The sequence below is a fragment of the Streptomyces sp. ISL-100 genome, assembly GCF_018614615.1.
Classification (GTDB): domain Bacteria; phylum Actinomycetota; class Actinomycetes; order Streptomycetales; family Streptomycetaceae; genus Streptomyces.
Map to the genome: position 1 here is coordinate 71197 of NZ_JAGGOK010000016.1, position 13120 is coordinate 84316.

The window sequence follows — 13120 nt, forward strand, 5'->3', positions numbered from 1 at the left end:
CGGGGCGCAGGGCTGCGCGGTCCCCGCTGCTTACGGCTGCTTACGTCGGGCTGAGGCCGTGGCTGCGGAGCCACGGCAGAGGGTCGATCGCCGACCCGCCGCCGGGACGCACCTCGAAGTGGAGGTGCGGGCCGGTGGAGTTGCCCGAGTTGCCGGAGTACGCGATGGTGTCGCCGGCCTGGACCGAGCCGGAGCGGATCTTGGTGCTGCTGAGGTGGCAGTACCAGGTCTCTGTACCGTCGGGGGCGGTCACTATCGCCATGTTTCCGTAGGCGCTGTTGTACTGCGTACGGACCGTGCCGTCGGTCGCCGCCATCACGGGGGTGCCGTACGAGACGGGGAAGTCGATGCCGGAGTGCACGGACATCCAGTTGATGCCGGCCTGGCCGTAGTACGCGCTGAGGCCGTGCTGCTCGACCGGCAGGGCGAACTTCGGGCGGGCGGCCTCCTTGCGGGCGGCTTCCTCGGCCCTGCGCTTCTTCTCGGTGGCCTGGCGCGCCTGGAGGTCGATACGTTCCTGCGTGCGGCTCGCGCGGTCGGCGAAGTCGTTGACGTCCTCGTCGAGGGCGGCGAGCTGGGTGTCCAGCTTGTTGTTGACCGCTACGGGCTTGACCGAGCCGGGGTCGGCGGCGGTCACCGTCCTGGTCGTGTCCTTCTTCTCCTCGGCGGGGGTGCCGCCGCCGGCGCTGCCGACCGAGGCGGCGGCGATACCGGCAACGCCCATCACGCAGGCGGAAGGGACGGCGACGGTGAGGAGGGCGGAGCGTTTGGCGGGGGTACGGCGGCGGCCGCGGCCGGAGTTGCCGGCGCTGCGGCGGGCCGACCGGGAGCCGGGGGCGGTGGCTGAGGCGGCTGTTGCCGCGGCCGGTGCGTGTTCGAGTTCCGGGTCGGGCTCCGGTTCAGGCTCGTGTTCCTGTTCGGGCGCGTGATCCGGTGCGTATTCGTGCTCGGCCTCGGGCGTGTCGTCAACCAGGTCGGCCAGGTCGGCCACCGGGAACTCGGCTGTCTCGTAGAAGACTTGCTGCTGAGGCGGGGCGGTCTCGTACGCGCCGGTGTTCCACGCGGTGGCGTCGTACGCGCCGGTGTCGGACGCGCCGTTGTCGTAGCCCGGTGTCGTGTTCCACTGCCCGGTGGCGTCGGCGGCCTGGGTGAACTGGGCCGTTTCGTACTGGCCTGTCTCGTACGGGCCGTTGTCGTACTGGCTCGTGTCGACGTGGCTGGTGTCGAGGTGGCCGGTGTTGAGGTGGCCTGTTCCGTACTGGCCGGTGTCGTACTGGCCGGTGGTGAGGTGGCTGGTGTCGAACTGCCCTGTCTGGTTCCAGGGGTTGGAGTCCCACTGGCCGGTGGACTGGGCCGGGATCTCGGCCGCCGTCTGATAGGCGGCGGTGGGCCACGCTCCGGTGGCGTCGTACTGCTGCTGCTGCTGGTGCTGCTGCGTGCCGTACGCGTCGTAACCGGCCGTCTGTTGGGCGCTCGTGGCGTCGCACTGGGTGGTGTCGTACTGGCCGCTGTGGCCTGCTTCGTAGTGACTTCCCTGGGCGGGGAGGGTTCCGAAGAGGGGATCCGCGTGGAACGTGCCGGTGGAGTAGCCGTCGTACCCGGCGTGGGCGTGCTGGTCGTCCACCAACTTCTCTCTCGCCTCGGCAATGCAGGACCTGTGGGGGCTGGGGTCCCGGGAGGGGGCCCCAGAGGCAAAGCAGTGGCGCGACTGTACCCGGCGGTAAGGGACGGCGACAATCTTCGCCAGATTTTCCACAGTCCGGAAACGGGCATTCGGCCGCCTTTTGGCGGACGGCGGGCACAGCTTTGGTGTTGCGTTCGACGGATGTTCGATCGAGGTTCAGTGAGTTCAGGCGACGGAGACCGTGCCTGACGCGCCCGCGGCGGTGTCCTGCTCCTCCAGCGCCTGCCGGATGCCGGCGGCGACCGTCGGATGGACCGGCAGAGCGAGGTGGCCGATTCCTGTCACCCGTACGTTCTGGGCGATGAGATCCGGGTGGCTGACGCACGCGGTTTCGACCGGGATCATGATCTGGTCGAGATCGCTCCAGAAACTCACGAACCGCGTCCGGCAGGACGGCGCGGGCCTGCGCAGCTCTTCGATCACATCGGAGCCGGGCCGCATCTGCCGCACGATGGGGTGCGCGCTCATCGGCGGGGCGACGCTGGTGCCGGCGTGCGGGGTGCCGAGGGTGACGAGAGTGCGCACGCGGGTGTCGCCGCCGAGCCGTTGCACGTAATAGCGGGCGATCAGGCCGCCGAGGCTGTGTCCGACGATGTCGATCCGGGTGTGGCCCGTACGGTCGCAGATCTCCTCTACGTGGCGGCCGAGCAGCTCCGCCGCAGTGCGGATGTCGCACGTGAGCGGGGAGTAGTTGAGCGACTCCAGGTGGCGCCAGCCGTGCCGGGCCAGGGAGCGGCGCAGCACGACGAAGACCGAGCGGTTGTCGACGAAGCCGTGGAGCAGTACGACGGGCGGGCGGTCCCGGCCGACCGTGGGAAGCCGGGTGGTCTCGGGCGGCACGGACATCGGGTCGGGAAGTGGGTCCAAGCCGTTGCGGTGCTCCTGGGCGATGCCGGACGGGTAGAGGAGCAGGTGCCCGGCGAGGATGGCGAGGTCCAGTGCGGTGGCTCTCAGAAGGGCGGCCGACAGGCGCAGCTGGTGCAGACAGGGCAAAAAGAAGAAGGGCAGGACCCTCATGGCCGACCTCCCGAACGGCACGCGGGGGCGCGGCTCCGTCCCCCGTATGCCCTCATGGGGTGCCGTACTGAGGAACTCGGCGGGCCGTTCCACCGTGCCGTGCGGCTGACGGCACGGTGGGACGGCGGCCTCGTTGCGGCTCCCCTTGCGGTCGTCCCGGCTGCTGCGGCGGGTACTGCGGCTGCCGGCCGCTGTACCCGCTGTAGCGCCTGATGTGGCAGGAACGACGCATAGCGAACATGTCCCATGTGTGATTTCCCCCTCCCTGTCCACCGCGAAACGGCCGGTTGCGGGATGCTGTCGATAACGTTCGTTCACTTTCCCCGTCCGTATCGGTGCGGGGCGCGTGCCAATGACGGCGCAGTCGGTACATGGAGGCAGTGATGGGTGTGACCGGGCCGATCCGCGTGGTGGTCGCCAAGCCGGGACTCGACGGACACGATCGTGGGGCAAAGGTCATCGCGCGGGCTCTGCGCGACGCCGGTATGGAGGTCATCTACACCGGGCTTCACCAGACGCCCGAGCAGATCGTGGACACCGCCATTCAGGAGGACGCCGACGCGATCGGCCTGTCCATCCTCTCGGGCGCGCACAACACGCTCTTCGTGAAGGTGATCGAGCTGCTCAAGCAGCGCGATGCGGAGGACATCAAGGTCTTCGGCGGCGGCATCATCCCGGAGGCGGACATCGCGCCGCTGAAGGAGAAGGGTGTCGCGGAGATCTTCACGCCGGGTGCGACGACGCAGTCGATCGTGGAGTGGGTCAACACCCACGTCCGCCAGGCGGCCGACGCGTAAGGGCCATCGATCGCCGGACGGGACATCCAGCCCCTCGGAGTTTGAGGAGCGGGGTCTGGGGCGAGGCCCCAGACACCCCCGTCCGTCGGTCTAGCCCTCCCGCAGTTCCGCGAGCATCGCGGCTCTGAGCCGGAGGGTGCCGACGAGGCGCTGGAAGGCCTCCGACCAGTAGCCCCCCGCACCGGGCGCCGCGTCCTCCTGCTCGTCCGGCGTCGTCGTGAGTATTTCGAGGCGGCTCGCCTCCCCGGGGTCGAGGCAGCGCTCGGCCAGACCCATGACCCCACTGAAACTCCACGGGTAGCTCCCCGCGTCCCGCGCGATGTCCAGTGCGTCGACCACCGCGCGGCCGAGCGGTTCCGCCCATGGCACGGTGCACACCCCGAGCAGCTGGAATGCCTCGGAGAGGCCGTGCGCCGCGATGAACGCGGCCACCCACTCCGCGCGTTCGCCCGCCGGCAGGGTCGCCAGCAGCTTCGCCCGCTCGGCAAGCGATGACGTACCGGGACCGGTCGCCGGCGGTGCGGACGGCGCGCCGAGCAGCGCGCGGGACCAGTCGGCGTCCCGCTGGCGCACCGCCGCGCGGCACCAGGCCGCGTGCAGCTCCTCCTTCCAGTCGTCGGCCACGGGCAGGGCGACGATCGCCTGCGGTGTACGGCCGCCCAGCCGGTGCGGCCACGTGTGCAACGGGGTCGCCTCGACCAGCTGGCCCAGCCACCACGAGCGCTCGCCCCGGCCCGCCGGCGGTTTGGGCGACACGCCGTCGCGCTGCATGTCCGCGTCGCATTCGTGCGGGGCCTCCACGACGATGCGCTCACCGCCGGTCGCGCGGCCGGAACGGTCCAGACTGACGCAGGTGGAGGCCCGCGCCGCCATCCTCGCGGCGAGCGCGGAGCCCGGCAGCGCGGAGAGCAGCTCGGCGGCGGTGGCCCGCACATTGCGGCTGCGGTCGGACAGGGCCTGTTCCAGGAAGGGCTCGTCCGCGTCGGAGAGGCCGCAGCGCAGCGAATCGAGGAACATCAGGCGGTCCTCGGCGCGCTCGGTCTGCCACGTCGTGGCGAGCAGCGCTCGCGCGGCGACCGGGTCCTGGGCGCGTACGGCTGCCAGCAGGCCGACGCGCTCCGCGAACAGGCCCTCCTCCCACAGCCGCCGTACGGCTGCCGCGTCCCGGGGGTCGGGCATCGCGCCGCCGCCGCCCGACGCGCCGCGCAGCGCGAACCGCCAGTCCGGGTTCAGCCGGGCCAGCCACAGCCCGCGCGGTCCGGCGAAGGCCAGGGCCTGCGGGCGCAGGTCGGTACGGGCACGGGCGGCGTCCAGCAGCGCGGGGAGCAGGGCAGGGGGCGCCTGGAACTGGCGCCGGTTCGCGGCGGCGAGCCACTGGGGGAGCAGCTCGGTGAGATCGGGCGCGGTGCCGCGCCTGCCCCCGGTGCCGGCGCCTGCGCCGGCGGGGGACGAGGTGCGGCCGGCCAGCAGTTGTGCGAGCCGACGGCGGGCGGGTGCGGGCAGCGGGGGGCGCGGGTCGTGCGGCGCGGGGTCGGGTCGTGCGGCGGCGGGCGCGGGCAGGAGTCCCGCCCTGCGGCGTACGGTCTGGCGCGCGGCGGCGTCCAGCAGCGCGGCCGGGGCGTCCTTGCCGGGGGTCGCTGCTCCGGGCGGCAGCGTACGGCGGTCGGTGCCGAGCAGGGCGGTGGTGACCAGCTCCTCCCAGGTGGGCGTTGGCGTGGCTTCGCGTCCCATGGCTTCGGGTGCCGTGGCTTCCGGGGCCTTGGGGTCGGTGCCGCGCCGTGGCGTCTCCTCGGGCGTCGAACGTTCGGGTACTGGGTTTTGTTCGGGCTCGTTGCGTTCAACGCCCTGCGGGGAGCGCCCCGGCACGTCCCCGCCCGGCACCGTGACTTCTGCCGCCGCGGCGTCGGGTGTCCTGCCGGTGGCTGTCGCGGCTGTGGGTGATGCTGAACTGCTGGTGGTCATCTGTCCCTCCGTGGTCAGGATTCGGTCAGCGGGACGGGTTCCGCCGAGCCGTCGGACCAGGCCGTCAGTGGCGTGAAGCCTCGGTGGCCGCACTCGCCGAAGACCGTGACGGGTCCGCCGCCGGACAGGGCAGCCAGCTTCCAGAGCGTTGGGCGGGACAGCGCTGATGGGGTGACCGGCAAGGCTGAGTCGCCCTTCGCGTCGGCCAGTTGCCAGGTGTCGCCGGACGGGACCGGTATGACGCGGCTCAGCGTCACCGGCCAGGAGTCCAGCCATGGGTCGTCGCCCAGGGCGTCGGCGTAGGCGTGGATCGCTTCGATCGTGCCGACGCCGGGTGGCGGGGCGTCGATCGGGACCAGTGGGAGGGCCGGCTGGTTCGGCACGTCGGCCCTGAGTTGCCCCGCGCCTGGGTAGTAGGTGAGCTCGGTGTCCAGCATCATCCCTGCGGGCAGCGCGATTTCGGGGGCCCGGCTCCCGGCGCCGAAGGACAGGATCAGCGCCATGCGCCTCGACTCCCTTCCGTACAGCCATATGCGGCGTGCGACGAGATTGCCGTCCGGGGTGTCGTACTGGGCGAGCACCAGCCAGCGGTCACGGACCGGCGGTCCCCCGGCGGACGCGGTGAGGCCTACACGTGTCCGCACCGTCGCGGCCAGCGGCTCCGGCAGGCGGTCGCGGGCCAGCCACGCCGCGTCCAGCAGATGCAGCAGCGCGCACTCCTCCAGCAGTCGGGCAGGCCAGCCCGGCCCCGACGCCGGCACCGCGCCCAACTCCCGCACTCGCGCGGCCAGCCCCGGCGCCTGGGCGTCGACCATGCGGCGGGATGTTTCCTCCCACAGGCCGTAGCCCGTTTGCTCGGCGGCGGCCAGACCTCCGCGCAGCAGATCGGCCAGGCGCTGCTCCAGCTCCGAGGCTCCGATGGTGATCCGCTCGGCGCGTTGCTCGGCCCTGCGCCTCGCCCTCTCGGGCTTGCCGCCCGTCTTCTGACTGGCCTGCTTCCGTTGGGCCGCCAGCCACTCGTCCGCCCAGTCCGGCGCCTCGGCTTCTCGCATGGCCGACTCGGCGGCGGCCCAGAGCAGCAGCAGGCCCAGCGCGTGCTTGCAGGGGGATTTGCGGCTGGGGCAGCTGCACTTGTAGGCGGGGCTGCCGCCCGCGGTGTCGACCACCGTCCGGTACGGCGTGCTGCCGCTGCCCCTGCACAATCCCCATACCGCCCCGGAGCTGTTGCAACCCGCCTCCGACCACGGCTCGGCCGTGCCGAGACTGCTTCCCGTTTTGCGTGACGCGTCGTCAGGAGCCAAGGTCAGCACCTGTTCCGCAGTCCAGCGCACCCCCTGCTGATTCATGGGAAAGACGCTACGGGGCACCACTGACAGTCGGCCCTGACCTGCGGTTTTGTCGATCTTCCGCTCTTGACTCCGCTGCACCTTTGCGATTGGGTGCGATCTCCTGACATGCGTCCAGATCCGGGGGGATCTCACATGAACCGCATCGTCCGTGCCGCAGTCTGTGCCGCCGCCGTCACCGGCCTCGTTCTCGGTCTGGGGGCCTGCTCCGAGGCAACCGAAGCAGCAAAGAAGGAGTCCGCGGAGCAGGTCGACAAGGCCATCGACGAGAAGTACGAAGTCACGTACGAAGTCACGGGTAAGAACGTCGACTCCATCGAGTTCGCGGGCGGCGGGGGCACGGCGATGGACCCGAAGATGGAGACGGTCAAGAAGCCGGCGCTGCCTTGGAAGAAGACGGTCACGCTGCGCGGCATCATGCCGCCCGCCGTCTCCCCGATCAGCTTCGAGGCCACGGCCGACCTGACGTGCAAGGTTGTCTACAAGGGCGAGACGATCAAGGAAGCTACCGGTGAGAAGGCCCTGCTCGGCTGCATCGCCGTCTCTCCGATCGTGAAGTAACGGCTGTGGGTTCGTTGCCATTTGGGCCCTGAGCTGCGGCGACGGTCGATTGTCAGTGGCGTGGTGCACGGTGGATCCCACATCCGGGAAATCTGGAGGGGGATCCATGACCACGCCCGAAATCAAGTCCGGCGTACGAGCGGACGGCGGCGAGGCCCTGCGGCCGCATGCCGAGGACGCCTTCGCCGACGAGCTCAAGGCGCTGGCCGCGGCCGACGACCGGCCGCGGCCCGCCAGATGGCTGCTCTCACCGTGGGCCGTGGCGACGTACCTGCTCGGTGGCACCCTGCCCGACGGCACGGTGATCACGCCGAAGTACGTGGGACCGCGCCGGATCGTCGAAGTCGCCGTCACCACGCTCGCAACGGACAGGGCGCTGCTGCTGCTCGGTGTTCCGGGCACCGCCAAGACCTGGGTGTCCGAGCATCTCGCGGCGGCCGTCAGCGGCGACTCGACCCTGTTGGTGCAGGGCACGGCCGGGACCCCCGAGGAAGCCATCCGTTACGGGTGGAACTACGCCCGGCTGCTCGCCCACGGGCCGAGCCGCGACGCGCTCGTGCCCAGTCCCGTCATGCGGGCCATGGCCGACGGCATGACCGCGCGGGTTGAAGAGCTCACCCGAATCCCGGCCGACGTGCAGGACACCCTGATCACGATCCTGTCGGAAAAGACGCTGCCCATTCCTGAGTTGGGGCAGGAGCAGCAGGCCGTCCGTGGGTTCAATCTGATCGCCACCGCCAATGACCGCGACCGCGGGGTAAATGATCTGTCCAGCGCACTGCGTCGCCGGTTCAATACCGTGGTGCTGCCGCTGCCCGAGAGCGCGGAGGCCGAGGTCGACATCGTGGCGCGGCGGGTCGACCAGATCGGGCGCTCTCTCGACCTGCCGGCCGCGCCCGACGGCTTCGACGAGATCCGGCGCGTGGTCACCGTCTTCCGCGAGCTGCGCGACGGCGTCACGGCCGACGGCCGTACGAAGGTCAAGTCGCCCTCGGGCACGCTCTCCACGGCCGAGGCGATCTCCGTCGTGACGGGGGGTCTGGCACTCGCCGCTCACTTCGGGGACGGCGTGCTGCGTTCCGGTGACGTGGCGGCCGGGCTCGTCGGTGCGGTCGTTCGCGACCCTGCGGCGGACCGGGTCATCTGGCAGGAGTACCTGGAGACGGTCGTTCGCGAGCGGGACGGCTGGAAGGACTTCTACCGAGCCTGCCGGGAGGTCTCGGGATGACGGCTGGGTCTGGTCCTCTGTTGCTGGGCGTGCGCCACCACGGGCCCGGCTCGGCCCGCGCGGTGCGCGGGGCGCTCGACGCCTCGCGGCCCCGGGCTGTACTGATCGAAGGACCGTCCGAGGCCGACGCGTTGCTGCCGCTCGCGGCCGACGAGGCGATGCGCCCGCCCGTGGCCCTGCTCGCGCACGTCACGGACGCCCCGCGGCGGGCCGCGTTCTGGCCGCTGGCCGAGTTCTCGCCGGAGTGGGTCGCGATCCGCTGGGCGCTCGGACACGGCGTACCGGTCCGCTTCATCGACCTTCCGGCGGCGCACTCGCTGGCGCTGAGCGAGGAGGGTGCCGAGGGGGCGGAGGGCGAGGAGGGGGTGGAGGCCCTTGCCGTCGATCCGGTTGGGGCGCTCGCCGAGGCTGCCGGGTACGACGATCCCGAGCGGTGGTGGGAGGACGTGGTCGAGCATCGCGGGAGCGGGGGCGACGCCGATCCTTTCGCGCCGTTCGAGGCGCTCGCGGAGGCCATGGGCGCCCTGCGCGAGACGTACGGAGACGGAGGGCACGCCCGCGACCGGGTACGCGAGGCGTACATGAGGCTCCAGCTGCGGGCCGCTCGCAAGGAGTTCGGTGACGACTTCGCCGTGGTCTGCGGCGCGTGGCACCTGCCCGCGCTCGGCGAGAAGGTCGCGACCGCCACCGCCGACCGGGCGCTGCTCAAGGGCCTGCCCAGGATCAGGGCCGAGATGACGTGGGTGCCCTGGACGCACCGCAGGCTGGCCCGGCGCAGTGGATACGGCGCGGGCATCGAATCGCCCGGCTGGTACGGGCATCTCTTCGGTGCACAGGACCGTCCTGTCGAGCGCTGGATGACCAAGGTCGCCGGGCTGCTGCGGGGCGAAGACCGATTGGTTTCCTCCGCCCACGTCATCGAGGCCGTTCGGCTCGCCGAAACGCTCGCCGTCATGCGCGGCCGGCCGCTCGCGGGCCTCACCGAGACGACCGACGCCGTGCGGGCGGTGATGTGCGAAGGATCGGACGTACCGCTGGCTCTCGTCCACGACAGGCTCGTTGTCGGCGACGTGCTTGGGGAAGTCCCGGACTCGGCGCCCGCCGTTCCGCTGCAACGTGATCTGGCGCGGACACAGCGGAGCCTGCGGCTGAAGCCCGAGGCCAACGAGCGTGAGCTGGAACTCGATCTGCGGAAGGAGACAGACGCGGCGCGCAGCCGGCTGCTGCACCGGCTGCGGCTGCTGTCCATCGGCTGGGGTGAGCCGGCGGAGGCGCGGGGGAGTACGGGGACGTTCCGGGAGACCTGGCGGCTGCGCTGGGAGCCCGAGCTGTCGGTACGGGTCGCGGAGGCCGGGGTGTGGGGCACCACCGTGCTCTCTGCCGCAACCGCCAAGGCCGAGTCCCAGGCCGTGTCGGCCACCGTGCTCGCCGACGTCACCGCGCTCGCCGAGCGGTGCCTTCTGGCCGAACTGCCCGATGCCCTCCCTGTGGTCATGCGGGCCCTCGCCGACCGCGCGGCGCTGGACGCGGACGTCGGCCACCTCGCCCAGGCGCTGCCCGCGCTCGCCCGTTCGCTGCGGTACGGCGACGTACGCGCCACGGACACGGTGGCGATGGGGGAGGTGACGGCAGGTCTCGCGGAGCGGATCTGCGTGGGGCTGCCACCCGCATGTACCGGCCTCGACGCGGACGGTGCGGCGGACATGCGCCGCCACCTCGACGCGGTCCACGCGGCGATCGGCCTCCTGGCGGAGACGGCGCCGGGCAAGCGCCTTGATGTGCGGGGGCGTTGGTCGGCAGTGCTGAGGACTCTCTGCGGGCGGGACAGCGTGGGAGGGGTGATTCGCGGCCGGGCGGTGCGGTTGCTGCTGGACGACGGCAGGCTCGGGGACGACGAGGCTGCGCGCCTCATGGGGCTCGCGCTGTCGCCCGGGACGCCGCCGGCCGATGCCGCGGCCTGGATCGAGGGCTTCGTCGGCGGAGCCGCTGGGGGAGGAATGCTCCTCGTGCACGACGAGCGGCTCCTCGGCCTGGTGGACGCCTGGCTGACGGGCGTGCCCGGCGCCGCGTTCACCGACGTACTGCCGCTGCTGCGCCGCACGTTCTCGGCGTACGAACCGGGAGTGCGGCGGACTTTGGGCGAACTGGTCCGGCGCGGCCCGTCCGCCGCGCGCCGCCAGGCACGGACGGAGCCATGCGCCCCCGGCTTTGGACCGGGCCTCGACGAGCAGCGTGCGGATGGGGTGCTGCCGGTGCTGAGACTGGTGCTCGGGGAAGAATCAGCCCCTCCGGCGCCGGCACATTCAGCCCCTCCGGCCTTTGGGGAGCGGGGCCCGGGGCGGAGCCCCAGCTACGGGGAACGGCTCGCCGCAGGCGCCCCCAGCCCTGCCTTGGACGCACGCGGCGGCGCCAACGACGAGGAGCGGCTGCGGCGGTGGCGGCTTGTGCTGGGCGGGGAGGCGGCCGACGGGACCGGGTGCGCGCTCGGCGGTCAGGACGCCGCCATGGACGCGGCGTTGGGCGCGCTGTACGGGGGCGGGCGCGTCGCAGCCGGGAGTCCGGCCGGCCGCTCGGCCGGGCTCGGCGCCTCCGCGCCGTCCGTCGCGCGCTGGCTCGGCGACATCCGTACGTACTTCCCGAGCTCCGTCGTGCAAGTCATGCAGCGCGACGCCATTGAGCGCCTGGGACTGTCGGCGCTCCTGCTGGAGCCCGAGATGCTGGAGGCCGTCGAGGCGGACGTCCACCTCGTCGGGACGCTGCTCTCGCTCAACAAGGCGATGCCCGAGACGACCCGGGAAACGGCGCGCGCCGTCGTCCGAAAGGTCGTCGACGACCTGGAGAAGCGACTCGCCACCCGCACCAGGGCCACCCTCACCGGCGCCCTCGACCGCAGCGCCCGCGTCAACCGCCCCCGCCACCGCGACATCGACTGGGACCGGACCATCCGGGCCAACCTGAAGAACTACCTTCCCGAGTACGGGACGGTCGTCCCCGAGCGGCTCGTCGGGTACGGGCGGGCGTCGCAGTCCGTGAAGAAGGACGTCGTCCTGTGCATCGACCAGTCCGGGTCGATGGCGGCGTCGGTCGTCTATGCGTCGGTGTTCGGTGCGGTCCTCGCCTCCATGCGCTCGATCAACACCCGCCTCGTCGTCTTCGACACCGCTGTCGTGGATCTCACCGATCAGCTGGACGATCCGGTCGACGTCCTCTTCGGTATGCAGCTCGGCGGCGGTACGGACATCAACCGGGCCCTCGCGTACTGCCAGTCGCAGATCACCCGGCCTGCCGACACCGTCGTCGTGCTGATCAGCGACCTCTACGAGGGCGGCATACGGGACGAGATGCTGAAGCGGGTCGCGGCGCTGAAGGCGTCGGGAGTGCAGTTCGTGGTCCTGCTCGCGCTCTCGGACGAAGGCGCCCCCGCCTACGACCGTGAGCACGCGGCAGCTCTCGCTGCCCTCGGGGCCCCGGCCTTCGCCTGTACGCCGGACCTGTTTCCGGAGGTGATGGCGGCGGCGATCGAAAAACGGCCCCTGCCCATACCCGACATGGCGACTCATCAGTAACATGCGATTTGCATGACCCCAGGAGGGCCGTGCGAGCATCAGCCGTCGTTCCGTCACCTCCGTCCCCCTTCGAAGGCGTTTCTCCTCGTGACTGCCGTAGTCGCTCACCCCCTTGCCGCCCCGCGCGTACCGCGCCGGGCGGGTCGGCGGCGTGCGCTGCGGGTGGTGTTCTTGCTGGGGGGTCTGCTGGCGTTGGGCTTTTTGTGGGGCGGGCAGGCGTACGCCGTCGAGGCGCCGCTGCCGGCGCCTGACTCCGCTGCTGTCGTGACACCGGCGCAGAAGGCTGTGCCGCAGAAGCCGTTGGCGCAGCCGGTGCTCGATGCCGCACAGGCCGTGCGTGAGGCCGTGGAGCCGGTGGCCGATGCTGTACTGCGGGTCACTCGGCCCGTCGGTGAGCTGAAGGACCGCGTGGCGGAGCATCGGCCGGGCGTGCCCGAGCTGCCGGCGCCGCCCGCTCTGCCGGCGCCGGGGCCTGTGGTGGCCGCACAGAAGCCGCCCGTATCGGAACGGCCTGTACGTGGACTGCCCGTGTCCGACGGGCCTGTGGGGGCGGCGTCGTCTCCCGGCGCCGGTCCGGAGCCGGTCAGGTCCATGGGGTCCGCGAGCGACACGTCCGCCGACGGCATCGCGGGCGTGGGCTTGGGCGTGGGCGACAGGGGCGCGTACCAGTACGACGTCTCCGGCCTAAACCTTGCTCCGCACCCGAGCCCCGGCCTCGCTGACTGCGGGGAGGCCGCGCCCCTGGAGGCGCCTGCCGGGCCGTGCGGTGACGGCGTATGGCAGTCAGCCGGTGACGGGACTTCCTCGCGCTCCGGCGACCAGCACACGGCCGCGGCCGCGTTCGCGGACGGCGCCCGGTTCGGGCTGGTGCGCGGGGCAACGCTGCCGGCGACCACCTCACCGACGTACGACCGACCGCACCAGATCCTCGAATTTCCCGGCTAGAAGTGCACTGAAAA

9 protein-coding genes and 1 pseudogene are annotated in these 13120 nt (G+C 71.7%); 6 read left to right on the forward strand and 4 right to left on the reverse strand.

Annotated elements, in window-relative coordinates; genetic code table 11:
- Positions 1-40 precede the first annotated feature (40 nt).
- Together J7E89_RS08950 and J7E89_RS08955 are read right to left on the reverse strand one after the other, a co-directional pair.
- A complete protein-coding gene (locus J7E89_RS08950) occupies positions 41-1624 on the reverse strand; it encodes a M23 family metallopeptidase (RefSeq protein ID WP_214970723.1) in 1584 nt (527 codons plus the stop codon).
- A 225-nt stretch (positions 1625-1849) separates the two neighbouring features.
- Entirely contained in the window at positions 1850-2701 is an 852-nt protein-coding gene (locus tag J7E89_RS08955; protein WP_214970726.1) for an alpha/beta fold hydrolase, read from the reverse strand.
- 383 nt (positions 2702-3084) lie between these two features.
- Here J7E89_RS08955 and J7E89_RS08960 point away from each other — a divergent pair, with 383 nt between their 5' ends.
- On the forward strand, positions 3085-3498 hold the full coding sequence (locus J7E89_RS08960) for a cobalamin B12-binding domain-containing protein (protein ID WP_214970729.1): 414 nt from the start codon (positions 3085-3087) through the stop codon (positions 3496-3498).
- 90 nt (positions 3499-3588) lie between these two features.
- Here the strand turns inward: J7E89_RS08960 and J7E89_RS08965 are convergent, their stop codons facing one another.
- Together J7E89_RS08965 and J7E89_RS08970 are read right to left on the reverse strand one after the other, a co-directional pair.
- A complete protein-coding gene (locus tag J7E89_RS08965; RefSeq protein ID WP_214970772.1) occupies positions 3589-5229 on the reverse strand; it encodes a DUF5691 domain-containing protein in 1641 nt (546 codons plus the stop codon).
- 245 nt (positions 5230-5474) lie between these two features.
- Entirely contained in the window at positions 5475-6806 is a 1332-nt protein-coding gene (locus J7E89_RS08970; protein WP_214970732.1) for an SWIM zinc finger family protein, read from the reverse strand.
- 135 nt (positions 6807-6941) lie between these two features.
- Between J7E89_RS08970 and J7E89_RS08975 the strand changes: the two genes are divergently transcribed.
- From J7E89_RS08975 to J7E89_RS08990, 5 genes and pseudogenes are all read left to right on the forward strand, one after another.
- Complete coding sequence (locus J7E89_RS08975; protein ID WP_214970735.1) at positions 6942-7367, forward strand: hypothetical protein; 426 nt, start codon at positions 6942-6944, stop codon at positions 7365-7367.
- A gap of 106 nt (positions 7368-7473) precedes the next feature.
- Entirely contained in the window at positions 7474-8595 is a 1122-nt protein-coding gene (locus J7E89_RS08980; protein WP_251060297.1) for an AAA family ATPase, read from the forward strand.
- A pseudogene (locus J7E89_RS40680) lies at positions 8592-10883 on the forward strand (DUF5682 family protein); the annotation flags it as partial. The gene J7E89_RS08980 and the pseudogene J7E89_RS40680, both read left to right, overlap by 4 nt.
- Before the next feature lie 489 nt (positions 10884-11372).
- Positions 11373-12161 carry a VWA domain-containing protein gene (locus J7E89_RS40685; RefSeq protein ID WP_251060309.1) on the forward strand — a complete coding sequence of 263 codons (789 nt, stop codon included), beginning with the start codon at positions 11373-11375 and terminating at the stop codon, positions 12159-12161.
- Between the two features lie 87 nt (positions 12162-12248).
- The gene (locus J7E89_RS08990; protein ID WP_214970743.1) at positions 12249-13106 is read left to right on the forward strand and encodes a hypothetical protein; all 858 of its coding nucleotides are present in this window, start codon (positions 12249-12251) and stop codon (positions 13104-13106) included.
- Positions 13107-13120: the final 14 nt, after the last annotated feature.

What these genes read in the sequence shown, in the direction of transcription:
- J7E89_RS08970 (WP_214970732.1), bottom strand. Translation starts at nt 6,806, where the DNA reads ATGAATCAGCAGGGGGTGCGCTGGACTGCGGAACAGGTGCTGACCTTG.
- J7E89_RS08980 (WP_251060297.1), top strand. Translation starts at nt 7,474, where the DNA reads ATGACCACGCCCGAAATCAAGTCCGGCGTACGAGCGGACGGCGGCGAG.
- J7E89_RS08955 (WP_214970726.1), bottom strand. Translation starts at nt 2,701, where the DNA reads ATGAGGGTCCTGCCCTTCTTCTTTTTGCCCTGTCTGCACCAGCTGCGC.
- J7E89_RS08965 (WP_214970772.1), bottom strand. Translation starts at nt 5,229, where the DNA reads ATGGGACGCGAAGCCACGCCAACGCCCACCTGGGAGGAGCTGGTCACC.
- J7E89_RS08975 (WP_214970735.1), top strand. Translation starts at nt 6,942, where the DNA reads ATGAACCGCATCGTCCGTGCCGCAGTCTGTGCCGCCGCCGTCACCGGC.
- J7E89_RS40685 (WP_251060309.1), top strand. Translation starts at nt 11,373, where the DNA reads ATGCCCGAGACGACCCGGGAAACGGCGCGCGCCGTCGTCCGAAAGGTC.
- J7E89_RS08960 (WP_214970729.1), top strand. Translation starts at nt 3,085, where the DNA reads ATGGGTGTGACCGGGCCGATCCGCGTGGTGGTCGCCAAGCCGGGACTC.